The sequence below is a fragment of the Dactylosporangium sp. NPDC000521 genome (assembly GCF_042898305.1).
Lineage (GTDB): Bacteria > Actinomycetota > Actinomycetes > Mycobacteriales > Micromonosporaceae > Dactylosporangium.
The window spans coordinates 746,695-771,985 of sequence record NZ_JBIAYW010000002.1 but is presented as its reverse complement, the minus strand read 5'-3'; the positions used below and the strand labels follow the sequence as shown (position 1 = coordinate 771,985).

The following is a 25,291-nucleotide window of genomic DNA, read 5'->3' as shown; positions in this document are numbered from 1 at the left end:
ACGGGAGGCGAGCGAAGTGGCCCAGCCGCTGAGTGACACCACGGAGTTCAACGCAGTCGACGTCGAGACCGACGAGCAGCACGAGCCCCAGATCGACAACACGGGCGTCTCAGCGGACCTCGTTCGCGCGTACCTCAACACCATCGGACGGACCAAGCTGCTCACCGCCGAGCAGGAGGTCGACCTCTCCAAGCGGATCGAGGCCGGGCTCTACGCGGAGGAGAAGCTGAGCGCGGGCAACGTCCACCCCGCCTGGACGAACACCTACGAGGTCGTCGTCCGCGAGGGCCGCGCCGCCAAGGCGCACCTGCTCGAGGCCAACCTGCGCCTGGTGGTCAGCATCGCCAAGCGGTACACCGGCCGCGGCATGGCGTTCCTGGACCTCATCCAGGAGGGCAACCTCGGCCTCATCCGCGCCGCGGAGAAGTTCGACTACACCAAGGGCTACAAGTTCTCCACGTACGCCACCTGGTGGATCCGGCAGGCCATCACCCGCGCCATGGCCGACCAGGCCCGCACCATCCGCATCCCGGTCCACATGGTCGAGCAGGTCAACCGCATGGTCCGGGTCCGCCGCGACCTCTCCGCCACGCTCGGCCGCGAGCCGGTCGTCGCCGAGATCGCCGCCGCCCTGGGCATCGAGGAGTACCAGGTCATCGAGCTGATCTCCTACGACCGCGAGCCGGTCAGCCTCGACCAGGCCGTCGGCGAGGACGGCGAGAGCGCCCTCGGCGACTTCGTCGCCCGCATCGACCCCCGCGAGGAGCCCGCCGACAGCGTCTCCCAGGGCATGCTGAAGTCCGAGGTCGAGATCGTCCTCTCCACGCTCTCCCAGCGCGAGCAGGCCGTGATCAGGCTCCGCTTCGGCCTCGACGACGGCCGCCAGCGCACCCTCGACGAGGTCGGCCGCGAGTTCGGCCTGTCCCGCGAGCGCATCCGCCAGATCGAGAAGGTCACCCTCCTGAAGCTCCGCCACCCGTCCCGTGCCAAGCGCCTCGAGGCCTACGCCAGCTGACAGGACCGTCCCGACCCGCCTTGATCGACAGGAACCTGTGGCTGCGGCGACAGCCAGACGTCCCTGTCGATCAAGGCGCTGCTGTTTCTCCGGACCGCGGCCGCGGCGGCACGCCAGCATGCTGCCGCGCCTTCCGGCTCGACACGCACCCAGACCGACCTTCGCGACCGATCTTCGCGACCGACCTTCGCGACCGACCTTCGCGACCAATCTTCGCGACCAATCTTCATGGTGATCGAAGGACGGTTCTGGCCGCCCGCACAGCCAGATCCGTCCTTGGATCACCGCGCTGGCGACGGCGAACATCACCCCGCTGGCCCCAGCGGGGCACTGCGGTTCGTCCGCTCAGGCGCCCCCCGGCCACCACACCGGCGCAGCTCGCCCACACGATGCATGATCCAAGGACAGATCCGGCCGCCCACACGACCGGAACCGTCCTTCGATCACGGGGACCGGGGCACCACGCTGCTGGACACAGGCGGGGACCAGCCACCGAACGCGGCGGCACACTGCGGTCGTCCGCGCTGACGGCCCCGACCACCGCACCCACACCCGCACAGCACGCCCACACGACGCATGATCCAAGGACAGATCCGGCCGCCCACACGACCAGAACCGTCCTTCGATCACAGAACCGGGGCACCACGCTGCTGGACACAGGCGGGGACCAGCCACCGAACGCGGCGGCACACTGCAGTCGCCCGCGCTGACGGCCCCGACCACCGCACCCACACCCGCACAGCACGCCCACACGACGCATGATCCAAGGACAGATCCGGCCGCCCACACGACCGGAACCGTCCTTGGATCACGGGGACCGGGGCACCACGCTGCTGCACGCAGGCGGGGACCGGCCACCGGACGCGGCGCGCACGCGCCGCTGGCCCTGCCTCGCGCCTCGGCGCGGGCAGTGCGCCGCGGAGCGGCGCATTGGGGTGCGGGTGAGAATCCCCGCCGGGACCCGCCGCGACAGCGGTGGGGCGGAAGCACAGCGTGAGCATCCCCGCCGGGACCCGCCGCGACAGCGGTGGGGCGGAAGCACAGCGCGTCAGTACAGGCGGCGGGGGCCGCTGTCGGGGCGGGGTAGCGGGGGCGTGAACGTGGCGGTGGCATGGAGGACGGCCAGGCCTTCGGGGCGGGCCAGGATCGGGTTCAGGGACAGCGACGACACGGTGGGCTGCTCGTCGGCCAGGCGGCCGATGCGCAGGAGCAAGTCGGCGAGGGCGTCCAGGTCGACGGGGGCGGAGCCGCGGTAGCCGGTCAGCAGCGGCGCGGCACGCGGTGCGCGGACCAGGGCGGCCGCGTCGCGGTCGGTGAGCGGGGCGGGGCGCCACGCGCGGTCGCCGAGCAGGTCCGCGGCCTCGCCGCCGAGGCCGAACCCGACGACCGGGCCGAAGGCGGGGTCGTCCACGACCTCGACGACGCACGCGACGCCGGGGGCGACCATCGGCTGGACGAGGACCTCCACACCGATGCCGAAGAGGCGTTCGAGCTCCTGGTACGCCTCCCTGACCAGGTCGGGCGACGTGAGGTTGAGCCGGACGGCGCCGAGGTCGATGCGGTGCCGCCACGGCTTCGTCGCGACCTTCAGCGCGACGGGCAGGCCCAGCGACTCGGCGACGGCCGGGACCGACTCGCCGGAAGCACGCAGGGACGGGACGACCGGGACGCCGTACGCCGCGAGGAGCTCATCCACAGAGGAGGACGGCGCGGGGGCGGGCGGGAAGGACGGCACGGTGCCGACGGGTTCGCGGCGCCAGGCGGCGTAGCGGGCGACGCGGCCCAGGGCACGCACCGCCTCCTCGACCGCCGGGTACGTCGGCAGCGCCAAGGGGTCGCCGGAGCGGTAGGCGGGCGCGAACGCGAAGGACGGGTCGGCGGGCAGGACGACCGCGAGGGGGCGGACGGGCTCCAGCGCGCGCAGCAGCTCCGCGACGCCGAGCTCGCCCGGGAGGGCCAGGGCGGGGGCGTAGGCGGCGATGACCGCGTCGGCCGAGTCGTCGGCGAGGGCTTCCCGCACGGCCTGGACGAAGTCCGCGTCGCTGACGGAGGGGCCGAGGTCGCGGACGGAGGCGACGCGCAGCCCGGCCGCCGGCGCCTTCGCGACGGTCAGGACGCCGAGGGCGGCGGCGTTGGTGACCACGGCGACGCGGTCGCCGGTCGGCAGTGGCTGGCCGACGAGGAGCAGACCGACGTCGAAGAGCTCGGCGACCGTGTCGACGCGGATCACGCCGGAGCTGGCGAAGAGCGCGGCGACCCCGCGGGCGTCGGGTCCGGTGGCGACGGCGTCGAGGGCGGGCGGCCGCACGGGGCTCGCGACGGCGGCGACCGGCTTGCGCCGGGCCAGCTCGCGGGCGATGCGGGCGAACTTGCGCGGGTTGCCGAACGTCTCCAGGTAGAGCAGCACCGCGTCCGTCTGGGGATCTTCGCGCCAGTACTGGAGGGCGTCGTTGCCGGAGACGTCGGCGCGGTTGCCGGCGGACACGAAGGTCGACAGGCCGAGCCCCCGGCGGTCGGCCTCGGCGAGCAGCGCGGTGCCGAGCGCGGCGGACTGGCTGAAGAAGCCGACCCGGCCGGGGCGCGGCAGCAGCGGCGCGAGAGTCGCGTTGAGCTGGACGCTGGGGTCGGTGTTGGCGATGCCGAGGCAGTTGGGGCCGACGAGGCGCATGCCGCGGCTGCGGACGGCGCGCAGCAGTGCGGCCTGTGCCTCGGCACCGGCGGGTCCGGCCTCGGCGAACCCGGCGGACACGACGACGAGCCCGTGCACCCCGGCCGCGGCGCAGTCGGCGACGACGGACGGCACCGCGTCCGCCGGCACCGACACCACCGCCAGGTCCACGGGGTCCGGATGCCCGGCGAGGACGGGCACCGCCGGCAGGCCGCCGACGGTGGATGCCGACGGGTGCACGGGGACGATCGGGCCGGCGAACCCGGCCGCCTTGAGGTGGGCGAGGATCGCGGCGCCGATGCCGGTGCCGTCGGCGCGGGCACCGTAGACGGCGACCCCCCGCGGGTTGAGCAGCCGGCCGATCGAGCGGGTCTCGGCGCGCTGCTCGCGGGCCCACTGCACGCGCATCGAGTCGGGGGTCGCCGCGATCGGGAACCACAGGTGCACGACGCCGTCGGAGAACTCGCGCTCGATGGAGAAGCCGGCGGCCATGAAGACGCGCAGCATCGCCTGGTTGACCGGCAGGACGTCGGCCTCGAACTCGGTGATGCCCTCCTGCGACGCGGCGGCGACGAGGTGTTCGATGAGGACCGAGCCGATGCCGCGGCCCTGGTGCGCGTCCTCGACGACGAACGCGACCTCCGCCTGGTGCGATCCGGCGCCGAGCCGCTCGTAACGGCCGACGGCGATGAGCTCGCCGCCGTGCTCGATGACGAACGCCTCCCGGTCGTGGTGGTCGACGTTGACGAACCGGTCGAGGTCCCGCTGCGGGATCCGCGGGTACGCGGAGAAGTACCGCAGATACCGGGTCCGCTCCGAGAACCGCGAGTGCAGCGCGACGATCCGGTCGGCGTCATCGGGCTCGATCGGTCGCAAGTGGACGGTCGTGCCGTCCGACAGCAGGACGTCCGCGGCCCGCTTCGGTGTTTCGGTCACGCCTTCATGTTCGCACCGCCGGGTTTAGTACGGTGTGCGGATGATGCTCACCCCGGCCGACGTGCAAGCCGTCCGGTTCACGAAGGCGGCGTTCGGCAAGCGCGGCTACGACGAGGACGAGGTCGACGCGTTCCTGGACGTCGTCGCGCAGGTGCTGACCGCGCTGCACGACGAGCTGGCCTCGCTGCGGGGCACGCCCTCACCGGAGACGTCGTTCGGCACGTCGACGGCGGCCGAGTCGGCGATGCTGGCCGAGCTCGACCGGATCAAGCAGCGCCTGACCCGGCTCGAGGCCGTCGTGCGGCATTAGCCCGACCTTGTGCTTTGCCGCCGGTGTACGGCGTGGGCCACGGCTCGACCGGGACGGCCCGGCTGTACGCCGTCAGCCTGACGGTCCGGCCGCGCGTCGGTCCGGTTGTGCGGCGTCGGCCGGGCGGGCCGGCCCCGTACGGTCTCAGTCGCGCGGGTCGTGGGGGTCGAGGCCGAAGAACGGGAACGTCGCCGTGCGGGTCGCCATGATCGCCCGGTCCACGGGGTCAGCGGTCTGGCCCGGCACCCACGGCGTCCACTCCCCCGACCCTCCGTCGGTCATCGACGTCGGCACCGGGTGGCCGGGGCGCCGGCTCGCGGCGAGCGACTGCCACGACTGCGGGATCGGTGTCCGCGGGTCGAGGGCCTCGCCGGTGACGACCGCGAGCAGGTGCGTCCAGGCCCGCGGGACGCACTCGACCAGCGCGTACCCGCCGCCGCCGCTGGCGACCCACTTGCCGCCGGCCACCTCCGTGGCGAGGTCGCGCAGCGCGAGGTACGCGGCCCGCTGACCGTCCACCGTCAGGCGCAGGTCGGCTAGGGGGTCGTGCCGGTACGTGTCGGCGCCGCACTGCGTGAACAGCAGCTGCGGCCGGAACTCCCGCACCACCCCGGGCACGACGGCGTGGAACGCGCGCAGCCAGCCGGCGTCGTCGGTGCCGGGCGGCAGCGCGACGTTGACCGCGGAGCCCTCCGCGCCCGGCCCGCCGGTCTCGTCGGGGTATCCGGTCCCCGGGAAGAGCGACCGCGGCGACTCGTGGAGGCTGACGGTCAGGACCCGGGGGTCGTCGTAGAAGATCTTCTGAACCCCGTCGCCGTGGTGGACGTCGATGTCGACGTACGCGACCCGCTCGGCCCCGAGCTCCAGCACGCGGGCGATCGCGAGCGCGGGGTCGTTGTAGACGCAGAAGCCGGCCGCGCGGGCGGGCATCGCGTGGTGCAGCCCGCCGGCGACGCTGACGGCCCGGTCCGCCTCGCCGAGCCAGACCGCCTCGGCCGCGGCGCGGGTGGCGCCCGCGATGAGGGCGCTGGCGTCGTGCATGCCGGGGAACGTCGGGTTGTCCGACGTGCCGAGCCCCATGATGCTCAGCCGCCGGCCGGTCGACGCGGCGCGGACCACGGCGATGTAGTCCGGGTCGTGGACGGTGCCGAGCACGTCGTCGTCCGCCGGCTCCGGCGCCCGCAGCGTGACCCCTTCCCGGTCGAGGACGCCCAGGTCACGGGCGAGCGCCATGGTCAGCTCGACCCGCACCGGATCGAGGGGGTGATCGCCCATGTCGTACCGCAGCAATGCGTCGTCCCAGATGACCAGGGTGTTCACGTGAGCGGCCCCTCCATTCCACTGTGCGCGTGTACCCTGCGCGCGCCGGTAGGATTGCGGGAAGCGGTGACCCCCGCTTCCCACACCAGCTCGGCGACGACGGCACCGTCCAAGATCGCTTGGTTGGCTGTCACGTTCCAATCTTGACGTACGCGACGAGTACCATCGCGTACCGGGAGGGCAAGGCAGTGAACGACCTGGTCGACACCACCGAGATGTACTTGAAGACGATCCTGGAGCTCGAGGAGGAGGGCGTCGTCCCCAAGCGCGCCCGCATCGCCGAGCGACTTCACCAGAGCGGACCCACCGTCAGCCAGACCGTCGCCCGCATGGAGCGTGACGGCCTGCTGATCGTCGAGGGCGACCGCCACCTCGCGCTGACCGACGAGGGCCGCGTGCACGCGGTCGCCGTCATGCGCAAGCACCGCCTCGCCGAGCTGCTGCTGGTCAACGTGATCGGCCTGCCCTACGAGGAGGCGCACGAAGAGGCGTGCCGCTGGGAGCACGTCATGAGCGACGCCGTCGAGCAGCGGGTGTATGAGCTGCTGGGGCGCCCGACCCGCTCGCCGTATGGCAACCCGATCCCGGGGCTGGAGAGCCTCGAGGGCAGCGCCACGCCCAAGGACCCGTCCGACCCCGAGCGCAACCTCGCCTTCCCGGGTCTCGCCGGGGCGGTCGTGGTGAGCCGCATCTGCGAGAGCGTCCAGACCGACGCCGACGTCCTGCGCCAGCTCCACACCGCCGGCATCGACCCCGGCGCCACGGTCACCGTGGCCCAGGAGCGCGACGGCGTCAGCATCGACCGGGCCGGCGAGCGCATCCGGCTGCCCCGGGAGGTCGCGTCGCGGGTGTTCGTAGCAGCGCACTGATGCATCCCGGGTGCACCGTGCAGGAGCTGGTCGACCGCGTCGCCGGCAAGTGGAGCGTGTGCATCATGGTGGCCGCCGCCGACGGCCCGATCCGGTTCACCGAGCTGGAGCGGGCCATCAGCGGCATCAGCCGCCGCATGCTGACCCTCACGCTGCGCAACCTGGAGCGCGACGGGATGCTCGTGCGGACCGTCTACCCGACGGTCCCGCCACGGGTCGAGTATTCCCTCACCCCCATGGCCGCCGAGCTGCACGCCGCCCTGCTCGCCATCACCACCTGGGCGGAACGCCACCGCGACGACGTCGCCCGGGCCCGCGAGCGCTACGACGCCCGCACCTCCTCTTGAACTTGCATGAGCATGTGGTCATATGTAGGCTTCTCGCATTGGGGGTGCCCTGAACTGGGCCAGATGAGTGAGGAGCACGGCATGACCGCCGCCCTGAATCTGCCGCTCACGTTGCAGGACGTGACAGCGCTCGCCGCCGCTGACGATCAGCACCGGTTCGAGCTGATCGAGGGGAATCTCATCGTCACGCCACCCGGCACGTGGAGACACAACGAAATCGGCGGGCTCCTCTTCGCGTGGCTGTTGTCCCACGGATTCCGTGGGCGGGTCAACGCGAACTCCGGTGTCCAAACCGCCGATGACGACCGCAGCGGTCGTGTTCCCGACCTCATGGTGACCAAAGACCCCGCACCGCCGGGTGCGGTGTGGCTGGAGGCAGCGGCACTGCTGCTTGTGGTCGAGGTGGTGTCGCCCGGCTCGGAGCGCACCGACCGGTGGCTCAAGCCCGTCGAGTATGCCGAGGCAGGCATCGAGCACTTCTGGTGGGTCGAGCCCGACGACATGGTGCTGCGGTTCCAACTCGTCGACGGGGCGTACAAGGAGATCGGCCGGGAGCCGCTCGACGAGTTGCTCGCCGGTGAGGTGCCGGAGCTGGGCTGAGACGCCTGCCACACCGTGTCACGTTCTCGGGGCCGGGGCGTCAAGTAGGCCATGAAGCGAACAGTGCTCGTCACCGGTGCGACCGGGACGCTCGGGCGGGACTTGGTTGCCGTCCTGCGGGAACGCGGACACGACGTGCGGGGGCTCAGCCGGTCGAAGCCGGGCTACGCGCACGGCGACCTGCTCACCGGGGCGGGGCTCGCCGAGGCCCTCGACGGGGTCGACGTGGTCGTGCACGCGGCCACCGACGGGCGGCGGGACGTCGCCGCCGCCGGGAAGCTGATCGAGGCGATGGAGCGGGCGCCCCGGCGGCCGCAGCTGGTGTTCGTGTCGATCGTCGGGGTCGACCGGATCCCGTTCGGCTACTACAACGACAAGGTGACCATCGAGAAGATGGTGGCCGGGTACGGCGGGACGAGCTTCCGGGCGAGCCAGTTCCACGACCTGGTGCTGACGGTCGCGAAGGCGATGACGAAGCTGCCGCTCGTCGGGTTCTACCCGGCGTTCGACCTGCGGCCGGTCGAGGTGCACGACGTGGCGGTGCGGCTCGCGGAGATCGTCGAGGGTGAGCTGCCGGCGGAGCCCGCCGACCTCTCCGGGCCGCAGCGGCGCAGCGCCCGGGACCTCTGGCGGGCGTACCTCGAGCGGGCCGGGAAGCGGCGGCTGCTGATCCCGGTCAGACTGCCGGGCAAGGCGTTCCGGGCACTGCGGGGCGGGGCGGGAACAGGCCCCGGCGGCGGCACCGGCACGTGGGAGGAGTACCTGGCCCGGAAGGTGTGACCGCGAGCCCTCGCGGCGACGAGAACCGCCCCCGGGAGCCGCGCCGGCGGCTCAGGACTGCGACGGCGACGGTGCGGGCGCCGGCGCGTGGCGGATCCGGCGCAGACCCACCGCCCCCCGGGAGCCGCGCCGGCGGCTCAGGACTGCGACGGCGACGGTGCAGGCGCCGACGCCGGCGCGTGGCGGATGCGGCGCAGGCCCACCGCACCGGCGACGCCGGCGGCGGCCACGTCGGCGACGGTGAAGAGCAGGCGCGACACGAGCGTCAGGGCCCACGCCGTCGCCCACGGCACGCCGAGGCCGGCCAGGGCGATCGCCATCAGGAACTCGCGGGCGCCCAGGCCCGAGGGGGCCACGATGACGAACGTGCTGATGCTCATGGCGAGCGCCATCGCGAAAACGCTGCCGGCGAGGCCCGGCAGGCCCGGCAGGTGGGAGCGGACCAGCAGCCAGACGTGCAGGCCGGCGGTGACGTAGCCGGCCACGCACCACGCGACGCTGGAGAGGATCGGGCGCCAGGTGATCGGCCGGTCGAGCGGCGGGCGGCGCAACACCCGCATGGCCCGGCCGACGATCCAGGTCAGCAGCGGCGGGTAGCAGCAGGCGACCGCGAACGGCAGCAGGATCACCGACGCCCAGACGGCGACGGAGCCGAACACCTCGTGCCCCGAGGCCTTGATGCCGTCGAGGGCGGTGCCGAAGCCGGGGGTGGTCAGGATCAGCCCGGACGTGACGCCGAGGCCGCTCACCAGTACGGAACCGATGAACACCTTCGAGCGCGAGACGCCGGCGCGGCGGCCGAGCTCCATCTGCACGACATACGCCCACACCGAGCCGGGCAGGTACTTGCCGAGGGAGCCGACGAGCATGATGGGGGCGGCGTCGCGGACCCGCAGCGGGTGGTCGATGCTGCCGACCATCGCCCGCCACGCCATCATCGTCGTCCACAGGGAGGCGACGGCCGCGAGGAGCGACGCGATCAGCGAGGGCCACGACAGGGTGCGGAACGTCTCCTGCACCGCGGGCCACTGGTCGACCGTGGTGGCGACGATGAAGTAGACGATGCCGGCGGCCGCGAGGATCCGCACGGCGGTGATCAGGCGGGCCCGCCACGGCTTGGCTGGTGCCACTTCAACGACAGGCTGACCCACGGTCGGGAACGCTAGCACGGCTAGGATGCGATGTACCCGGCGCCAATCAGGGGCTTGAGGAGGCAGCGTGCGGTACGTGGTCATCGGTGGTGGGATCGTCGGCCTGGCCACGGCGCACCGGCTCACCCTGGAGCACCCGGACGCCGAGGTCACGGTCGTGGAGAAGGAGCAGCGCTGGGGCGCGCACCAGACCGGGCACAACTCGGGCGTCATCCACGCGGGTGTCTACTACAAGCCCGGCAGCCTCAAGGCCACGCTGTGCAAGGCGGGCAGCGCGTCGATGGTGGACTTCTGCCGGGAGCACGGCATCGCGCACAAGGTGACCGGCAAGCTGATCGTGGCGACGGAGGAGTCCGAGCTGCCGAGGCTGCGCAGCCTGTACGAGCGGGCCGTCGCCAACGGGCTGCCGGCGCGGCTGGTCGACGCCGCCGAGGCGCGGGAGCTGGAGCCCGAGGTCGCCTGCGTGCAGGGCATCCACGTCGCCTCGACGGGCATCGCCGACTTCGGCGCCGTGTGCGTGACCCTCGCGACCCTGCTGGAGAAGGCCGGCGCCACGCTGCGCCTCGGCGCGCGGGTGAATGGCATCTCCACCCTGCACGGTGAGACGGTCGTGCACACGGAGGTCGGCGACATCTTCGCCGACGTGCTCGTCAACTGCGCCGGCCTGCACGCCGACCGGGTCGCGAAGATGGCCGGCATCACCCCGCCCGCCCGGATCATCCCGTTCCGCGGCGAGTACTTCGAGCTGCGACCCGAGCGCCGCCACCTGGTGAACGGCCTGATCTATCCGGTGCCGGACCCGCAGTTCCCGTTCCTCGGGGTGCACCTGACGAAGATGGTCGACGGCAGCGTCCACGCCGGCCCCAACGCGGTCCTCGCCACCGCCCGCGAGGGCTACTCGTGGGCCCGCGTCCGCCCCGGCGACGTCGCCGACACGATCAGCTACCCCGGCATGTGGCAGCTGGCCCGCAAGCACCTGCGGTATGGCCTCACCGAGGTCCGCCGCTCCCTGTCGAAGAAGCGGTTCGCCGAGAGCCTGGCCCGGCTGGTGCCCGCGGTGACGACCGCCGACCTCGTTCCGGCGTCTGCCGGTGTACGGGCACAGGCCATCACCCGGGAAGGCGCGCTCGTCGACGACTTCCTCATCGTCGCCGAGGGCAGGCAGGTGCACGTCCTCAACGCCCCGTCCCCGGCCGCGACCAGCTCGCTGGAGATCGCGAAGTACATCGTCGACCGCCTGCCGAAGTAGGCGGTAGGGTGCGCGTCGTGCGAAGGGTTGTCGCGGCGCTTGCGGCGCTGCTCGTGCTCACCGGCTGCGACGACGCCGACGCGAGCCCGTCGGCCGCGACCCCGTCCACCGCCCCGGCGGCGGCCTCCGGCGGCGCCTGCCAGCTGCTCGACTTCCCGGTCGTCAACGCGAAGCTCGGCCTGCAGTACGGTGTGGCCGCCGCGGCGACCCTGGAGAACACGTTCACCTGCGTCCTGCAGCCGCACAAGGCGCCCCTGCCCGACCTGATCCTGTCGGTGAGCGCCACCACCATCGGCCCCGACATCTACGCCACCGCCGTCCAGCCGAAGGGCGCCGCCGCGGTCCAGGGCCTCGGCGCCGTCGCGTACCAGCGGCAGTCCCCCGCCGCGGAGGGCACCGGCCCGGCCGTCGAGGTCGGCTGGCTGGCCGGCAACAAGCGCATCATCCAGCTGACGGTGCACCTGCCCGCCGGTACCGGCGACGACAAGGCGGCGGAGCTCCTGCCGAAGCTCGTGGACCTCGCCAAGCTGATCGACCTCAGCAGCCTCTGACCACCTGGCTCAGCGGTCGGCGGTCACCACGTCGCGGGTGGCCGGGCGGGCCGGCGGGGCGGCCGCCGGTCGCCGGGGGCGCGGCGGGGTCCAGTGCTTGAGGCGCAGGGCCGGGCGTTCGACGAGGTGCCAGGAGGCGGCGGCGAGCAGGGTCGTGGCCAGGGCCGACGCCGCGACGTACGCGGGCAGGCCCCACTGGTGGACGCCGAGGGCGGCGAGGGTCTGCTGGGTCGGGAAGGCGTAGATGTAGATCCCGTACGAGTAGTCGTGGGTCCGGCCGATCCGGTGGGTCCACGGCGGCAGCGAGCAGGCGGCCCACAGCAGCAGGTAGGCGAACGCCGGGTAGCCGAGCACGGGGAAGGCGCCGAACCGGAGCGTGGCCAGCAGCAGCGCCGCCGCGGTTGCCACCAGCGCCGGATGCATCGGGATGCGGTGCTGGTACAGCTGCGCCGACGCGCCCAGCAGGAACAGGAAGCCCAGGTAGATGAGCATCTGGGTGTCGAGCGACCCGAAGAAGGGGATCGGCCCGAACGCGCCGCGGGGGTGCGGGACGGTGTGTGTCTCGGGCAGCTGGTGGAGGAGGTCGCTGAGCAGGACCGAGTAGGCGCCGGCGGTGAGCAGTAGGACGAGCCGCGGGGAGCGGCGGATCACGCCGCAGGCGGTGAGGGCGGTGAGCACGCCGTACCAGAACAGCTCGAACGCCAGGCTCCACAGCGACCCGTTCACGACGGAGACGCCGCCGGTGAGCCGGCCGTAGGGCGTGTCGGCGAACAGCGTGCCGATGCCCCACTGGTGCGGCTGCCCGAGAGCGTTGTGCCGGGCGAACGCCAGCGCCGCGGGCACGGTCGTGAAGCAGCCGGCGCCGGCGGCGATGACCAGCAGGCACACCCACAGGCCGGGGAAGATCCGCAGGCACCGGTGCCAGGCGAACCGGACGGCGCCCAGGCGTGCGGCGCTCGCCGTGACGAGAAAGCCCGACAGGACGAAGAACCCGTCCACCGCCAGGGCGCCGAGGTCCGCCTGACCGCGGGTGAACCCCAGCCCCGGTGTCGACCGCCCCAGCCCGAGCGGCCAGGAGTGTCCTACCAGGACCGCGAGGGCCAGGCACAGCCGCAGGAAGCCGAGCGCATTCGCGCGGGGCGAGTACCGATCAGCCAACACATCCTGACAAACGACTAGATGCCCGACTTCGTCGTTAAGCGAGTTGTGTCAGTATCCGCACCCCCGAAGACGGACACCCTCCTCCCCCACACATCGCCGCAGCCGGACGCCACACCCAAGCAACTGGTCACCGCCGCGCTGGTCGCGGCCGCCTGGCTGGTCATCGCCGTGCTGTACCTCGCCGGGGTCGCCTACGTCGTCCCGCCGCTGCTCCTCGTCGCCACCGCGGCACTCCTGCGCGGCGGCCGGACCGTCCTCGACCGGATGATGTTCGCCACCGGGCTGCTGCTCGGCCTCACCTGCCTCGGCGCGCTCGTCTTCGCCGTCTGGCCGTGGGGCCTGCACCCGGTGACCGCCGGCGGGGCCGCCGCCACCGCTCTGATCGTCGCCGCCGCGAAGACCGGCCGCCGCCCGCGGCTGCCGCGCTTCGGGCCCACCGACGCGATCGCTGCGGTCGCCGTCGCCGCCGCCGGCGCGGTCGTCGCCTGGCCGCTGCTGCGCGACGGCCGGACGGGCCGCCTCGCGCTGGTCATGGACGGCGAGGACCTCGCCCGGCACGCGGCGCTGTTCGACGCGATCCGCCACGCCGGCGGGTACCTCTTCCAACATCCCGGGCAGGGAAAGACGCTCGTCTACGAGGGGATGGTGTCCTACCCGCAGGGATCGCACCTGACCGCGGCGCTGCTCGACGGGTTCGCCAGGTCGTCCACCGTCAGCATGGGCACCGGCACCGGCATGTTCGACCACTACCTGGCCTTCGTCACCGGCGGCTACCTGCTGCTCGTCGCGACCCTCGTCTGGGCCGCGCAGTGGATCGGCGCCGGCGGCCTGACCCCTGCGCGCACCGCCGTGCTCGCGGCCGGGATCGCCGGGCTGTGCGCGTTCGGCGAGCTGCTGGACCTCGTCCGGTTCGGCTACCCGAGCCAGGTCCTCGGCCTGGCGGAGGCGCTCATGCTCCTCACCGTCCTCGTCCGGCCCGTGCCCCGCCCGCGGCAGCAGCTGCTGCTCGTCGCGGCGCTGCTGGCGGCGGTCGGGTTCACGTACTACCTGTACCTGCCGCCGGTCGGCCTGGCCGCGATCCTGTGGCTCATGCGGGAGCGCCGCAACCACCGCATGCGCCGCATCCCCGCCCTCGTGCTCGCGATCGCCGTCACCAGCGCCGTGCCCCTCGCCATCGGCGTCCTCGTCGCCGGCCAGGCCGGTGCGCTGCTCAGCGTCGGCTCCCTCCGGGTCGGCCGCACGGGCCTCGCCGTCCTGCTGTGCGCCGTCGCCTCCGGCATGCTGACCAGGCGCGGCCGTGGGAGCCGGATCTGGCGCTCGTACGTGCTGACCTTCGTGCCCGTGGCCGGCTTCGCCGTCGGGATGCTGGCGGTGCAGCGCGTCTTCGGCTCCGGCAGCGGCTACTACGCCAACAAGGCCCTGTTCCTGGTGCTGGTGCTGCTGCTGGCCGGCACCGGCGCCCTGGCCCTGCACCTCCCGCGACGGCCGCTGAGCTCGCCGCACCTGCGGGCCGCGTCGGTGCTGATGGCGGTCGTCGCCCTCCTCGGCGGCGAACGGGCCGGCGACCAGCGCCTCGACACCCACCGGAGCTGGCTCGCCGGCGCGTCCCCTGAGCAGCTCGCCTACGCCAGGGCCGCCCTGACCGTCGCCCCCGGGACCCCGACCGTCGTCATCGGCGACGACCCCGGCTACGAGTCCTACCGCCTGACCCTCTTCATCTCCACCCTGCACCGCACCTCCGGCGAGATGGCGGGCGCCACGTACCACATCGGCCCGATCAACTCCCCGGACCGCCTCGACGCCGTCGTGGTGCGGATGCCGGGCCCGATGCGCCTGCTGGCCCTCACCGACGACGCCCACACCCGGGCCGAAGCCCTCCGGCACCGCCACCCGTCCGTCCCGATCGACATCGTCCGCCCCTGAACCCGCCCCCGCGGCCTGACAGCGGACGGGCCCGGGCGGTCGGGTCGTACGGCTACTTCGTGGCCTTGCGCAGGGCCTTCAGCGAGGCGTGGGCCGACTTCGCCGCGGCGCGGACCGGCTGGAGCTGGGAGCGCAGGGCGTCGCCGTCGGAGCCCGGCTTCAGGGACAGGACGGTGTCGACCTTGCCCTTCAGGGTGGCCTCGATCGCGTCCAGCTTCGCGGTGTCGGCGCCGGGTCGCGAGCGCAGCGCGGCGATGACGGCGAGCTCGGTGTCGATGGCGGCGGTGAGGCGCACCTTCGGGCCGGTGAGGACGAAGACGCGGTAGTCGAAGACCATCGACTGGGCGTCGGCCTTGACGGCGGCGGCGGTCGTCTCGCCCTGGACCTTCGTGCGAAGGGCGGTCAGGCCGGTGCGCTGGTCGGCGATGAGCTTCGTGAGGGTGTCGCGGTGGCCGGGCTGGACCTGCTTCGCACCGGCCAGGCTGGTCTCGAACTTCTTCAGCGCGTCGAGCCGCTTGTCGATGCGGCCGACGACGGCGGTCCTGGCCCCGTCCAGCGTCGCGGCGCGCGCGGACGGCTCGGCCCAGGCGGCGCCCGGGACGAAGACGGCGGTGAGCACCAGGGCCAGGGCGATCAGGGTGCGCTTCATCGGGATCCCTCTCAGTCTTCGTCGGCGGCGGGCTGGGCGTCCCCGGACAGCTGCTGATCCACCTGGTCGAGCAGCTGATCGACGTCTCCGGTGGAGCCAGTGGAGCCGGTGGAGCCGTCCTGGGTGGCGACGGCCGGCGCGGCCGGCGTCTGGGTCGAGACCGCGGCTGGCCGCTGGCCGTGCCGCTGCTGGCGCCCGCAACCGCCGGCGAACAGCAGCACGACCGCGAGCGCGACGGCGATGGTTCGTCTCATGCCGACATGGTGCGTCCCGCGGGTAAGCGCACCCCGCGGGACAACGTAAGGATCAGGTCAGAGCGCCGCGACCACCTCCACCTCCAGCAGCGCCCCGTCGCGGAAGAGCCGGGACACCTCGACCGTGGTGCTGGTCGGCGGAGGGCCGGTGAAGACCGCGCGGCGGACCTGGCCGTACAGGGGCAGCAACGCCATGTCGGTCAGGAAGGTCCGGACGTTGACGACGTCGGCGAAGGTGGCGCCGTGCGCGGACAGCAGCGCGCCGATCAGCTCGAACACGCGCGTCGCCTGAGCGACCATGTCACCGGGGCCGACCAGCGCGCCGTCGTCGTCGAGGGCGATCTGGCCGGACAGGAACAGCAGCGCCCCGGCACCGGTGTCGACGCGGGCGACGTGCGAGTAGGCCCCCACGGGCGCCGCCACGCCGTGCGGGTTGTCAAGGATGGGCATCAGGTTCCTTTCGGGGACGAGACGGCGATCGTGGACAGGTCCGCCGAGGGGTCGGCGGCCGCGAGGTGCCGGCCGGCGGCGACCGCGACCGGCAGGTCCCGGCCCGCGACGCTCAGGGCGAGATCCTTGGCCGCCAGCCGGACCGGGAAGCTGGCCTTGGAGCCGGCACTGCCGGACAGTCGCGCGACGGCGTTGCCCAGCGGGCCGGCCGCCAGCGCGTCCAGGGCGTCGTCGCGGGGCACCCCCAGGTCGTCGGCGACCTGCAGCACCTCGGCCAGCGCGGCCAGCGCCGTCACGAGCGCGGTGTTGAGCACCACCTTCATCGCCGCGCCGCGGCCGGACGGGCCGCACCGGCGGACGTCCCCGAGCGTGGCCAGCACGGGTGCGACCCGGTCGACGGCGGCAGTCGTGCCGGCGGCGAAAATCCTCAACGTGCCACCCTCGGCGGCGCCGGTGCTGCCGGCCACGGGGGCGTCGACCAGGTCCACCCCGGCGGGCAGGGCGGCGGCGAGGTCGCGGACGGCGTCCGGGCCGATCGTGGACATCTCGACCAGCGTCGCCCCGGGCGGCAGCTCGGCGCCGGCGACGACCGACATGACGGCCGGGCCGTCGGTGAGCATCGTGATGACGATGCCGGCGTCCCGGACGGCCTCCCGCGCGGACGCGGCGACGGCGACGCCTTCGACGGGCCGCGGCGTGCGGCTCCACGCCGTGACGGGGAACCCGTGCGCGGCCAGCCGGCGGGCGATCGGCGCCCCCATGTTCCCCAGCCCGAGCACAGCGATCTTCTGCATGCGTCCGACCGTATTGCCACACGACCGATGCGACCAACGAATGTCTGGCATCGCCGCCATGCGATGTGAGAATGTCTTGAGCGTGCAGATGGAGATGCTGGAGGTCTTCCGGGAGGTCGCCCGGCAGCGCTCGATCACCGCCGCCGCCGCGTCACTGCGCTACACGCAGTCGGCGGTGTCCCGGCAGATCGCGGCCCTGGAGGTGGAGCTCGGGGCGCGCCTGTTCGACCGGCTGCCGCGCGGGGTCGCGCTCACCGAGGAGGGCCGCTGCCTGCTGGAGCACGCGACCGCAGTCCTCGACCGGCTCGCGCTGGCCCGGCGCGAGGTCACCGCCGTGCACGCGGGCACCGCCGGCCGGCTGCGGGTGGGCGCGTTCGCGACCGCCGACGCCGCGCTGGTCCCGCGCGCCCTGGCCCGCTTCCGCGCCGGCCACCCGGAGGTCCGGCTGTCGCTCATCGAGGGCGTCACCGGCCGCCTCCTGGCCGCGCTGCTCGCCGGCGACGCCGATGTGGCCCTGGTGACGACGAGCGCCGACCGCCCGTTCGACGACCCGCGCTTCACCACCCACCACATCCTGGACGAACCCGTCCTCCTCGCGGTGCCCCGGCACCACCCGTTGGCGTCAGCGGCGTCTGTACCGCCCATGCCCGGACCGACATCAGCGGCGCCGGACCCGCCATTGCCGGCGTCAGCGGCGCCGGTGCCGCCTTTGTCCGGGCCGACGTCAGCGGTGCCGGTGTCGCTGGCGGCGCTGGCGGACGAGGCGTGGATCGCGGGCTCGGCCGCCCCGGAGGAGACCCTGCTCGGCCCGAGCGTGCGGCTCGGCTTCCGCCCAAGGATCGACTTCGTCGCCGGCGAGTGGACCGCCAAGCTCGGCTTCGTCGCCGCCGGCCTCGGCGTGACCCTCGTGCCCGCCCTGGCCGCCCGCGCTGCCCCCGCCGACGTCCGCCTGCTCCCCCTCGACCCCGCCGAGGTCCCACCCCGCACCGTCCTGGCCGCCACCCTCGCCGGCCGCACCACGCCCGCGACGGTCACCGACTTCCTGACCGTCGTCCGGGAGCTGAGCGCAGCCTCGCTCCCATAGACCATCAGTACATCGGGCTCACTGACTGGGGCACGGTCACAGGCCCTGTAGACGGCGTGGGTGAGACCGGCCAGTCGCACGTGCGGGGCAGCACCGGCCACCGCGAGGCGCCGCGTCCTGGGCAACGGAAAGTCCCCCGGACAGTCGCGTCCGGGGGACTCTCCTCTCAGATCTCAGGTGCCCCTGGAGGGGACACCCCGAGCATGGTCAGTCTCAGCTGCAGCCGCTGGTGGAGCCGCAGCCCTCGCACACGTAGCAGCTGCCGGCGGGGCGCATCTTCGTGCCGCAGGTGAAGCACAGCGGCGCGTCGGCGGCCTTGCCCTGGACCAGTTCGAGCAGTTCGGTCGACGAGCCCACCTTGCGCGGCGCCGGCGACTCGACCTCGGCGGGCTTCGCCGCCGCGGACGGCTTCGCGGCCGCCTCGACCGGGGCGGAGTTGCGCATCTCGGTCAGGTCGACGTCGGGCTCGCCCGCCTCGGCACGCAGCTGGGCGGCGCGCTCCGCGGAGGTGAGGATGCCCAGCTCCGAGCGGGTGTCGAAGTCCAGGAAGTCCAGCGCCAGCCGCCGGAAGATGTAGTCCATCACCGACGAGGCCAGGCGGATGTCCGGGTCGTCGGTCATGCCCGCCGGCTCGAACCGCATGTTGACGAACTTGCTGACGTAGGTCTCCAGCGGGACGCCGTACTGCAGGCCGATGGAGATCGCCACCGAGAAGGCGTCCATGACGCCGGCCAGGGTCGAGCCCTGCTTCGACATCTTCAGGAAGACCTCGCCGAGGCCGTCGTCCGGGTACGACGACGCGGTCAGGTACCCCTCGGCGCCGGCGACGGAGAACGACACGGTCGAGCTGGGGCGCTTCTTCGGCAGCCGCTTGCGCACCGGGCGGTACTCGATGACCTTCTCGGTCTTCACGACCTCCTGCACGACGGGCGCTTCCGCGACCGGCTCTTCCTTCTTCGACTTGTTGACGGCCGACAGGGGCTGGCCGACCTTGCAGTTGTCGCGGTAGATCGCCAGGGCCTTGAGGCCGAGCTTCCAGCCCTGGAAGTAGATCTCCTCGACGTCCTCGACGGTCGCCGCCTCCGGCATGTTGACCGTCTTGGAGATGGCACCGGAGATGAACGGCTGGATCGCCGACATCATCCGGACGTGGCCCATCGGGGCGATGGTCCGCTCGCCCATGGCGCAGTCGAAGACCGGGTAGTGCTCGACCCGGAGGCCCGGCGCGTCGACGACGTGGCCGTGCTCGGAGATGTGCTCGACGATCGCCTCGACCTGCTCCTCCTGGTAGCCCAGGTTGCGCAGGGCGCGCGGGACGGTCTGGTTGACGATCTGCATCGAGCCGCCGCCGACGAGCTTCTTGAACTTGACCAGCGCCAGGTCCGGCTCGACGCCCGTGGTGTCGCAGTCCATCATCAGGCCGATGGTGCCGGTCGGGGCGAGGACGCTGGCCTGCGAGTTGCGCCAGCCGTTCTTGGCGCCGATCTCGTTGCCCCGCGCCCACTCCGCCGTCGCGGCGGCCTTGATGGCCACGTCGACCCCGCCGACGGTACCGATGGCGTCGTTGGCGGTGGCGTGCTGGCGCATGACCCGCTGGTGCGGCACGGCGTTGCGGGCGTAGCCGTCGTAGGCGCCCACGATCCCGGCCAGCTCGGCCGAGCGCCGGTACGCGGTGCCCGTCATGAGGCTGCTGATCGTCGCGGCGACCGCGCGGCCACCGTCGGAGTCGTACGCCAGGCCGCTGGCCATGAGCAGCGCGCCGAGGTTGGCGTAGCCGATGCCGAGCTGCCGGTACGCGCGGGTGGTCGCGCCGATCTTGTCGGTCGGGAAGTCGGCGAAGCAGATCGAGATGTCCATGGCGGTGATGACGAACTCGACCGACTTGACGAACTTCTCCACCGCGAACGTGCCGTCGGCGTTGAGGTACTTCATCAGGTTGAGCGAGGCGAGGTTGCAGCTGGAGTTGTCCAGGTGCATGTACTCGCTGCACGGGTTGGACGCGGTGATCCGCCCGGTCTCCGGGCAGGTGTGCCACTCGTTGATCGTGTCGTCGTACTGGATGCCGGGGTCGGCGCACTCCCACGCCGCCTGGGCGAGCTTGCGGAAGAGCTCACGGCCCTTGACCGTCGACACGACGCTGCCGTCGAGCCGGGAGCGGAGCGCGAACTCCGCGTCGTCCTCGATCGACTGCATGAACTCCGCGGAGACCCGGATGGAGTTGTTGGCGTTCTGGTACTGGACGCTGACGATGTCCTTGCCGCCGAGGTCCATGTCGAAGCCGGCGTCGCGCAGGGCGCGGATCTTGTCCTCTTCGCGCGCCTTGGTCTCGATGAACTCCTCGACGTCCGGGTGGTCGACGTCCAGGATGACCATCTTCGCGGCGCGGCGGGTCGCGCCGCCGCTCTTGATCGTCCCGGCGGACGCGTCGGCGCCGCGCATGAAGCTGACCGGGCCGCTGGCGGTGCCGCCGCTGCTGAGCAGCTCCTTCGAGGAGCGGATCCGGGACAGGTTGACGCCCGAGCCCGACCCGCCCTTGAAGATCAGCCCCTCTTCCTTGTACCAGTCGAGGATGCTGTCCATCGAGTCGTCGACGGCGAGGATGAAGCAGGCGCTCACCTGCTGCGGCGACTGGGTGCCGACGTTGAACCACACCGGCGAGTTGAAGCTGAACACCTGGTGCAGCAGCATCCAGGTCAGCTCGTGGGCGAACACCTCGGCGTCGGCGGCCGTCGCGAAGTACCCGTGGTCCTCGCCGGCCTTGCGGTACACCGTCACGACGCGGTCGATCAGCTGCTTCAGCGACCACTCGCGGGCGTCGGTGCCGACGGCGCCGCGGAAGTACTTGGTGGTGACGATGTTCGCCGCGTTCACGGACCAGAAGTCGGGGAACTCGACACCGCGCTGCTCGAAGTTGATCGAGCCGTCGCGCCAGTTGGTCATGACGATGTCGCGACGCTCCCACGTCACCTCGTCGTATGGGTGGACGCCCTCGGTCGTCCACACCCGCTCGACGCGCAGGCCCTGTGCCTCTTTGCGCGACGATGTCTTGGTCTTCGTCTCCCCCGCCATCCGCGGCCCCCTCATGTCTTCGGTGGTGTGCTGGTCCGTGTCTCGTCGCTTGTACTGGCGCCGCTCAGCCGACCGGTTCGGCGGCGCGCTCCCCCTGTGGCGGCGCCGCCTGGTGGTGCGCGGCGCCCTGTGCGGTGGTCTGTGTGGTGTCCTGGTGCTGCGTCGCGCTGGCCGGGCGGTTCGAGGCCGCGCGCAACGACGCGATCTCGCGCTCGAAGTCCTGCAGCGAGTCGAACGATCGGTAGACGCTGGCGAAGCGGAGGTACGCCACCTCGTCCAGCTCCCGCAGCGGCGCCAGGATGGCGAGGCCGACCTCGTGGCTCGGCAGCTCGGCGGCACCCCTGGCGCGCACGGTCTCCTCGACCTTCTGCGCGAGGACGGCGATCGCGTCCTCGTCGACGGGCCGGCCCTGGCACGCTTTCCGGACGCCGGCGATGATCTTGCTACGACTGAACGGCTCGGTGACCCCGCTGCGCTTGACGACCGCGAGGACGGCCTCCTCGACGGTGGTGAACCGCCTGCTGCACTCGGGGCAGGACCTCCGCCGGCGGATGATCTGGCCGTCCTCGGCCTCCCGGGAGTCGACCACCCGGGAGTCGGCGTGGCGGCAGTACGGGCAGCGCATGCGATGGCCTTCCAGTCTACGTCGGATTTGTCCTGACAAAACGCACGCGAATGCCCAACGGTCGGCCTTGGACACTGGCCTCCGCTGGTTCTTCACCGTAAGTAAGGGTGATTGTCGAATCCACAACCTGTGGACGACTTACAGCCCTGTAACTACTACATCTAGGGGTAGACGCTATGCCTGACCCCTACGCGGGCGCAAGTTGAACGGGGATTTCCGCCCCCTGCGTGTCGCGGCTCTCAACGGCCGCCGCACATTTGTCCTGATCAGCGCTGCCGGGGCAGGGTAAGTCGCTGCCCGGCGTCGACACTGTAGCCGTCCAAGTTGTTGAGACGGCGGATCTCCTCCATGGTCGCGTCGCGTCCACGCCCCCCCGAGTGCCGGGTCGCGATGTCCCACAGCGTGTCGCCCGGCTGCACGATCATCACGGGCGCCGGCCCGGGCTGGTCGGCCGCCTGCCCCGGCACCGCCACGAGCGTGAGCAGCCCGCCGGCGACCGCCAGCAGCAGACAGAAGAGCACGACACGGCCGCGCCGGGTGAGCCGGATGGGTGGGTTTCGCGGGTGCTGTCGCATCTCAGCCCTCGATTCCGTACAGCCGTTCGATCGAACGGACGTACGATGGTCTACCAGAGCGAGAAGACCCGAGTCCAGCAACACGCCGAAAAATCAGCGCGCCACGTAGTACAGATGTTTGAAACTGTCACACCTCGGCGATACGGTGATCCACACACGATCGAGACGTTTGATCGGGATACCCGAAATTTGCGACAGCCGGCGCCGTCACACCCGGTGGCGGTCAGGTGGCGGGCCCCCTCAAAGGCCCGTCCGCACCCGCGGCCTTCCCACCGCGGGTGCCAACAAGAGGGAGGACGACGTGTCAGCCGACGACCGCACCGACGAATCCGCCGAGGTCACCGCGATCGGCAGCGGCAGCAGCCGCCGGGCCGGCACCCGACGGCGCGGAGGCGAGCCGGAGATGCGCGCGGTCACCGCGGTGGTCAGCGCCTTCCCCGACCTGTTCGCCGCCGACCTGACCGTCCGCCAGCGGCGCATCCTGGAGTTCATCCGCAGCGCCGTCGACCGTAACGGCTATCCCCCGAGCGTCCGCGAGATCGGCGAGGCCGTCGGCCTGGTCTCCCCCTCCAGCGTCGCTTACCAGCTGAAGGAGCTGGAGCGGAAGGGCTACCTGCGCCGCGACCCCAACCGTCCCCGCGCCGTCGACGTCCGCCCGCCGAGCGAGCTCGTCGCCGTCGACGAGGAGGCCGAGCGCGCCGCCCGCCCCGCTCCCGCGTACGTGCCGGTCCTGGGCCGTATCGCCGCCGGTGGCCCCATCCTGGCCGAGCAGGCCGTCGAGGACGTCTTCCCCCTGCCCCGCGAGCTCGTCGGCGAGGGCACCCTCTTCATGCTCCAGGTCAAGGGCTCCTCGATGATCGAGGCCGCCATCTGCGACGGCGACTGGGTCGTCGTCCGCCAGCAGCCCACCGCCAACAACGGCGACATCGTCGCCGCCATGATCGACGGCGAAGCCACCGTGAAGACCTACCGCAACCGCGACGGCCACGTCTGGCTCATGCCGCAGAACCCCGCCTTCGACCCGATCGCCGGCGACCACGCCACCATCCTCGGCCGCGTCGTCACCGTCGTCCGCCGCATCTGACCCTCCCCGCACCACCCGCCCCAGGGCCCGCCCAGCCACCCGGCCGAGCGGGCCTTCGCCTTGCTGCCTTCGCCCGCGCCCGCCCTCCCTCCCTCATGATCCGGAAGACTTATTGCCGCTCCAGCGACCAAAACTCTTCCGGATCACGGAAGCCGCACCGCCCCGGTCAGCACCCCTCGGCACCGGAGCGGCTTTCTCATGATCCCGAAGACTTATTGCCGCTCCAGCGACCACAATCCTTCCGGATCACGGAAAGCGCGCCAGCCGGTCAGACCAGCGGACCGTCCCCGTGATCCGGAAGACTTGTTGCTGCACAGGGGGCACAAACGACGTTGACCACTACACGCCGCGGCGTGTAGTGGTCAACTTTTCTATGTCGGACGGGCTCGGGGACCCGTCACTGAAGGGGTCTCGAGGGTCAGCCGGTGTGCTCGGCCATCGCCAGGAACTTGCGCTTGCTCTCCAGGGCCTTCTCGGCCTCCTTGATGCGGCGCTGGTCGCCGGCGGCCTGGGCCGAGGCGAGCTGCTGCTCGGCGCGGGCCACCTGCTCCCGCATCTGGGCGAGCAGGGGGCTCGCCTCCGGCGGGGTCCGGCGCCAGGCGGCGTCCATCGCCGACTTCACCTTGTCCTCGACGACGCGGAGGCGGCGGTCCAGACCGGCCTGCGCCTCGCGGGGCACGCGGCCGACCTCGTGCCAGGCGGCCTGGATGTCGCGGAGCTTCGCCTGGGCGCCCTTCGGGTCGGCGTCGACGTCGAGCGCCTCCGCCTGCACGAGGAGCTCCTGCTTGCGGTCCAGGTTGCCCTTGAACTCGGCGTCGCGGGCGCTGAAGACCTCGCTGCGGCGCTTGAAGAACGAGTCCTGGGCGGCGCGGAACCGCTCCCAGAGCTTCTGCTCGGTCTCCTTGGCGGCGCGGGGCGCGGTCTTCCACTCGGTCATGAGCTCCTTGAGGCGGGCGGCCGTCGCGTTCCACTCGGTGGACTCGGCGATCCGCTCGGCCTCGACGACGAGCTCCTCCTTGCGGCCCTGGGCCTGCTTGCGGCTGGCGTCGAGGGTCGCGAAGTGGGCGCCGCGGCGGCGGGTGAAGGCGTCGCGGGCGGCGGCGTACCGCTTCCACAGCTCGCTCTCGGCCTTCTTCTCGACGCCGTGGATGGACTTCCACTCGTCGAGGATCTCCTTGAGGCGGTCGCCCGCGGTCTTCCAGCCGGTCGCCTCGGCCGCGATCTGCTCGGCCTCCTCGACCAGGGCGGTCTTGCGGGTGAGCGCCTCAGCGCGGGCGGCGTCGCGGGCCGCGCGGGCCGCGCCGGCCTTCTCCTCCGCGATCGCGGTCAGCTTGTCCAGGCGGGCGGCCAGCCCGTCGATGTCGCCGACCACGTGGGCCTCATCGAGGCCGCTGCGCAGCCGCTTGATGGTGGACAGCGACTGGCCCGCGTCGGCGGCGCCGCTGCCGAGCCGTGCCTCGATCAGGTCGACCTCGGTCACCAGGTCGGCGAACCGGCGGGCGAAGTGGGCAAGGCCCTCCTCCGGTGTGCCGGCCTGCCACGATCCGATGGCCCGCTCTCCGGCTGCCGTCTTCACGAAGACGTTGCCGTCAGCGTCGATCCGTCCAAACGTCGTAGGCTCGCTCATCTGCCATCCTCGCTCCCGGCGCCCGTGGGATCGGGTATCCCACTGTCACGCCGCCATCGCACAGCAAAGTTCCCCAGGGCATTCTCACAGGTGCGCCCCGGGGGCGGTCGAGGGCCTGCGGCCGAACCGTGACCATTCCGGTGCCGAACGGGCCGCAGGATGCCACAAAGACCATCCCCGATAACGTTAAGACTGTGCCA

23 protein-coding genes are annotated in these 25,291 nt (G+C 72.3%); 11 read left to right on the top strand and 12 right to left on the bottom strand.

Going from position 1 to position 25,291, the window contains the following annotated elements; all coding sequences use genetic code 11:
* Positions 1–16 precede the first annotated feature (16 nt).
* The gene (sigB, locus tag ACFY3L_RS09250; RefSeq protein WP_389320566.1) at positions 17–1,015 is read left to right on the top strand and encodes an RNA polymerase sigma factor SigB; all 999 of its coding nucleotides are present in this window, start codon (positions 17–19) and stop codon (positions 1,013–1,015) included.
* A 1,048-nt stretch (positions 1,016–2,063) separates the two neighbouring features.
* Here sigB and ACFY3L_RS09245 read toward each other — a convergent pair.
* Positions 2,064–4,619, bottom strand: coding sequence for a GNAT family N-acetyltransferase (locus tag ACFY3L_RS09245; RefSeq protein WP_389320563.1), 2,556 nt, complete (start codon positions 4,617–4,619; stop codon positions 2,064–2,066).
* A 40-nt stretch (positions 4,620–4,659) separates the two neighbouring features.
* Between ACFY3L_RS09245 and ACFY3L_RS09240 the strand changes: the two genes are divergently transcribed.
* Positions 4,660–4,929, top strand: coding sequence for a DivIVA domain-containing protein (locus tag ACFY3L_RS09240; protein ID WP_389320560.1), 270 nt, complete (start codon positions 4,660–4,662; stop codon positions 4,927–4,929).
* 144 nt (positions 4,930–5,073) lie between these two features.
* Here ACFY3L_RS09240 and ACFY3L_RS09235 read toward each other — a convergent pair whose 3' ends face one another.
* A complete protein-coding gene (locus ACFY3L_RS09235; protein WP_389321163.1) occupies positions 5,074–6,204 on the bottom strand; it encodes an acetoin utilization protein AcuC in 1,131 nt (376 codons plus the stop codon).
* Positions 6,205–6,437: 233 nt separating this feature from the next.
* Between ACFY3L_RS09235 and ACFY3L_RS09230 the strand changes: the two genes are divergently transcribed.
* The 4 genes from ACFY3L_RS09230 (at position 6,438) to ACFY3L_RS09215 (ending at position 8,845) form a co-directional block, all read left to right on the top strand.
* Complete coding sequence (locus ACFY3L_RS09230; protein ID WP_389321160.1) at positions 6,438–7,118, top strand: metal-dependent transcriptional regulator; 681 nt, start codon at positions 6,438–6,440, stop codon at positions 7,116–7,118.
* Positions 7,118–7,465 (top strand): winged helix-turn-helix transcriptional regulator, encoded by a 348-nt coding sequence (locus ACFY3L_RS09225; protein WP_389320557.1) that lies wholly within the window; start codon positions 7,118–7,120, stop codon positions 7,463–7,465. The genes ACFY3L_RS09230 and ACFY3L_RS09225 overlap by 1 nt, the downstream gene beginning before the upstream one ends.
* A gap of 81 nt (positions 7,466–7,546) precedes the next feature.
* On the top strand, positions 7,547–8,065 hold the full coding sequence (locus tag ACFY3L_RS09220; protein WP_389320554.1) for a Uma2 family endonuclease: 519 nt from the start codon (positions 7,547–7,549) through the stop codon (positions 8,063–8,065).
* Between the two features lie 51 nt (positions 8,066–8,116).
* Positions 8,117–8,845 carry an SDR family oxidoreductase gene (locus ACFY3L_RS09215; RefSeq protein WP_389320552.1) on the top strand — a complete coding sequence of 243 codons (729 nt, stop codon included), beginning with the start codon at positions 8,117–8,119 and terminating at the stop codon, positions 8,843–8,845.
* 137 nt (positions 8,846–8,982) lie between these two features.
* Here the strand turns inward: ACFY3L_RS09215 and ACFY3L_RS09210 are convergent, their stop codons facing one another.
* A complete protein-coding gene (locus ACFY3L_RS09210) occupies positions 8,983–9,996 on the bottom strand; it encodes a lysylphosphatidylglycerol synthase transmembrane domain-containing protein (RefSeq protein ID WP_389320549.1) in 1,014 nt (337 codons plus the stop codon).
* 67 nt (positions 9,997–10,063) lie between these two features.
* On the opposite strand from ACFY3L_RS09210, the gene lhgO reads away from it, so the two are divergent.
* Together lhgO and ACFY3L_RS09200 are read left to right on the top strand one after the other, a co-directional pair.
* Entirely contained in the window at positions 10,064–11,245 is a 1,182-nt protein-coding gene (gene lhgO, locus ACFY3L_RS09205; RefSeq protein WP_389320546.1) for an L-2-hydroxyglutarate oxidase, read from the top strand.
* A 17-nt stretch (positions 11,246–11,262) separates the two neighbouring features.
* Positions 11,263–11,796: a hypothetical protein gene (locus ACFY3L_RS09200; protein ID WP_389320543.1), complete on the top strand. Its 534-nt coding sequence runs from the start codon at positions 11,263–11,265 to the stop codon at positions 11,794–11,796.
* Positions 11,797–11,805: 9 nt separating this feature from the next.
* On the opposite strand, the gene ACFY3L_RS09195 is transcribed toward ACFY3L_RS09200, so the two are convergent.
* The gene (locus ACFY3L_RS09195) at positions 11,806–12,954 is read right to left on the bottom strand and encodes an acyltransferase family protein (RefSeq protein WP_389320541.1); all 1,149 of its coding nucleotides are present in this window, start codon (positions 12,952–12,954) and stop codon (positions 11,806–11,808) included.
* Positions 12,955–13,002: 48 nt separating this feature from the next.
* Here ACFY3L_RS09195 and ACFY3L_RS09190 point away from each other — a divergent pair, with 48 nt between their 5' ends.
* Positions 13,003–14,880: a hypothetical protein gene (locus ACFY3L_RS09190; protein WP_389320538.1), complete on the top strand. Its 1,878-nt coding sequence runs from the start codon at positions 13,003–13,005 to the stop codon at positions 14,878–14,880.
* Between the two features lie 52 nt (positions 14,881–14,932).
* Here ACFY3L_RS09190 and ACFY3L_RS09185 read toward each other — a convergent pair whose 3' ends face one another.
* From ACFY3L_RS09185 to ACFY3L_RS09170, 4 genes are read right to left on the bottom strand one after another with little or no spacing between them, the layout of a single operon-like run.
* On the bottom strand, positions 14,933–15,529 hold the full coding sequence (locus ACFY3L_RS09185; RefSeq protein WP_389320535.1) for a hypothetical protein: 597 nt from the start codon (positions 15,527–15,529) through the stop codon (positions 14,933–14,935).
* An 11-nt stretch (positions 15,530–15,540) separates the two neighbouring features.
* Positions 15,541–15,783, bottom strand: coding sequence for a hypothetical protein (locus tag ACFY3L_RS09180; RefSeq protein ID WP_389320533.1), 243 nt, complete (start codon positions 15,781–15,783; stop codon positions 15,541–15,543).
* A gap of 57 nt (positions 15,784–15,840) precedes the next feature.
* Complete coding sequence (locus ACFY3L_RS09175) at positions 15,841–16,233, bottom strand: RidA family protein (protein WP_389320530.1); 393 nt, start codon at positions 16,231–16,233, stop codon at positions 15,841–15,843.
* Positions 16,233–17,078 (bottom strand): NAD(P)-dependent oxidoreductase, encoded by an 846-nt coding sequence (locus ACFY3L_RS09170; protein WP_389320527.1) that lies wholly within the window; start codon positions 17,076–17,078, stop codon positions 16,233–16,235. Before ACFY3L_RS09170 ends, ACFY3L_RS09175 begins: the two co-directional genes overlap by 1 nt.
* 31 nt (positions 17,079–17,109) lie before the next feature.
* Here ACFY3L_RS09170 and ACFY3L_RS09165 point away from each other — a divergent pair, with 31 nt between their 5' ends.
* On the top strand, positions 17,110–18,111 hold the full coding sequence (locus ACFY3L_RS09165; protein ID WP_389321157.1) for a LysR family transcriptional regulator: 1,002 nt from the start codon (positions 17,110–17,112) through the stop codon (positions 18,109–18,111).
* 213 nt (positions 18,112–18,324) lie between these two features.
* Here the strand turns inward: ACFY3L_RS09165 and ACFY3L_RS09160 are convergent, their stop codons facing one another.
* The 3 genes from ACFY3L_RS09160 to ACFY3L_RS09150 all read right to left on the bottom strand — a co-directional run bounded on the left by ACFY3L_RS09160 (position 18,325) and on the right by ACFY3L_RS09150 (position 22,380).
* Positions 18,325–21,180 carry a vitamin B12-dependent ribonucleotide reductase gene (locus ACFY3L_RS09160; protein WP_389321154.1) on the bottom strand — a complete coding sequence of 952 codons (2,856 nt, stop codon included), beginning with the start codon at positions 21,178–21,180 and terminating at the stop codon, positions 18,325–18,327.
* A 64-nt stretch (positions 21,181–21,244) separates the two neighbouring features.
* Positions 21,245–21,805 (bottom strand): transcriptional regulator NrdR, encoded by a 561-nt coding sequence (nrdR, locus tag ACFY3L_RS09155; protein WP_389320524.1) that lies wholly within the window; start codon positions 21,803–21,805, stop codon positions 21,245–21,247.
* Positions 21,806–22,071: 266 nt separating this feature from the next.
* Positions 22,072–22,380 (bottom strand): LysM peptidoglycan-binding domain-containing protein, encoded by a 309-nt coding sequence (locus ACFY3L_RS09150; protein ID WP_389320521.1) that lies wholly within the window; start codon positions 22,378–22,380, stop codon positions 22,072–22,074.
* A gap of 403 nt (positions 22,381–22,783) precedes the next feature.
* Here ACFY3L_RS09150 and lexA point away from each other — a divergent pair, with 403 nt between their 5' ends.
* Positions 22,784–23,464, top strand: coding sequence for a transcriptional repressor LexA (gene lexA / locus ACFY3L_RS09145; RefSeq protein WP_389321151.1), 681 nt, complete (start codon positions 22,784–22,786; stop codon positions 23,462–23,464).
* Positions 23,465–23,882: 418 nt separating this feature from the next.
* On the opposite strand, the gene ACFY3L_RS09140 is transcribed toward lexA, so the two are convergent.
* Positions 23,883–25,091 carry a DUF349 domain-containing protein gene (locus ACFY3L_RS09140; protein ID WP_389320519.1) on the bottom strand — a complete coding sequence of 403 codons (1,209 nt, stop codon included), beginning with the start codon at positions 25,089–25,091 and terminating at the stop codon, positions 23,883–23,885.
* Positions 25,092–25,291: the final 200 nt, after the last annotated feature.

Bases quoted from the DNA above. Each gene is read 5' to 3' on its own strand.
- ACFY3L_RS09175 (WP_389320530.1), bottom strand. From the start codon at position 16,233: ATGCCCATCCTTGACAACCCGCACGGCGTGGCGGCGCCCGTGGGGGCC.
- ACFY3L_RS09235 (WP_389321163.1), bottom strand. From the start codon at position 6,204: ATGGGCGATCACCCCCTCGATCCGGTGCGGGTCGAGCTGACCATGGCG.
- ACFY3L_RS09140 (WP_389320519.1), bottom strand. From the start codon at position 25,091: ATGAGCGAGCCTACGACGTTTGGACGGATCGACGCTGACGGCAACGTC.
- ACFY3L_RS09220 (WP_389320554.1), top strand. From the start codon at position 7,547: ATGACCGCCGCCCTGAATCTGCCGCTCACGTTGCAGGACGTGACAGCG.
- ACFY3L_RS09225 (WP_389320557.1), top strand. From the start codon at position 7,118: ATGCATCCCGGGTGCACCGTGCAGGAGCTGGTCGACCGCGTCGCCGGC.
- ACFY3L_RS09160 (WP_389321154.1), bottom strand. From the start codon at position 21,180: ATGGCGGGGGAGACGAAGACCAAGACATCGTCGCGCAAAGAGGCACAG.
- ACFY3L_RS09180 (WP_389320533.1), bottom strand. From the start codon at position 15,783: ATGAGACGAACCATCGCCGTCGCGCTCGCGGTCGTGCTGCTGTTCGCC.
- nrdR (WP_389320524.1), bottom strand. From the start codon at position 21,805: ATGCGCTGCCCGTACTGCCGCCACGCCGACTCCCGGGTGGTCGACTCC.
- ACFY3L_RS09150 (WP_389320521.1), bottom strand. From the start codon at position 22,380: ATGCGACAGCACCCGCGAAACCCACCCATCCGGCTCACCCGGCGCGGC.
- ACFY3L_RS09170 (WP_389320527.1), bottom strand. From the start codon at position 17,078: ATGCCAGACATTCGTTGGTCGCATCGGTCGTGTGGCAATACGGTCGGA.
- lexA (WP_389321151.1), top strand. From the start codon at position 22,784: ATGCGCGCGGTCACCGCGGTGGTCAGCGCCTTCCCCGACCTGTTCGCC.
- ACFY3L_RS09185 (WP_389320535.1), bottom strand. From the start codon at position 15,529: ATGAAGCGCACCCTGATCGCCCTGGCCCTGGTGCTCACCGCCGTCTTC.
- ACFY3L_RS09215 (WP_389320552.1), top strand. From the start codon at position 8,117: ATGAAGCGAACAGTGCTCGTCACCGGTGCGACCGGGACGCTCGGGCGG.
- ACFY3L_RS09240 (WP_389320560.1), top strand. From the start codon at position 4,660: ATGATGCTCACCCCGGCCGACGTGCAAGCCGTCCGGTTCACGAAGGCG.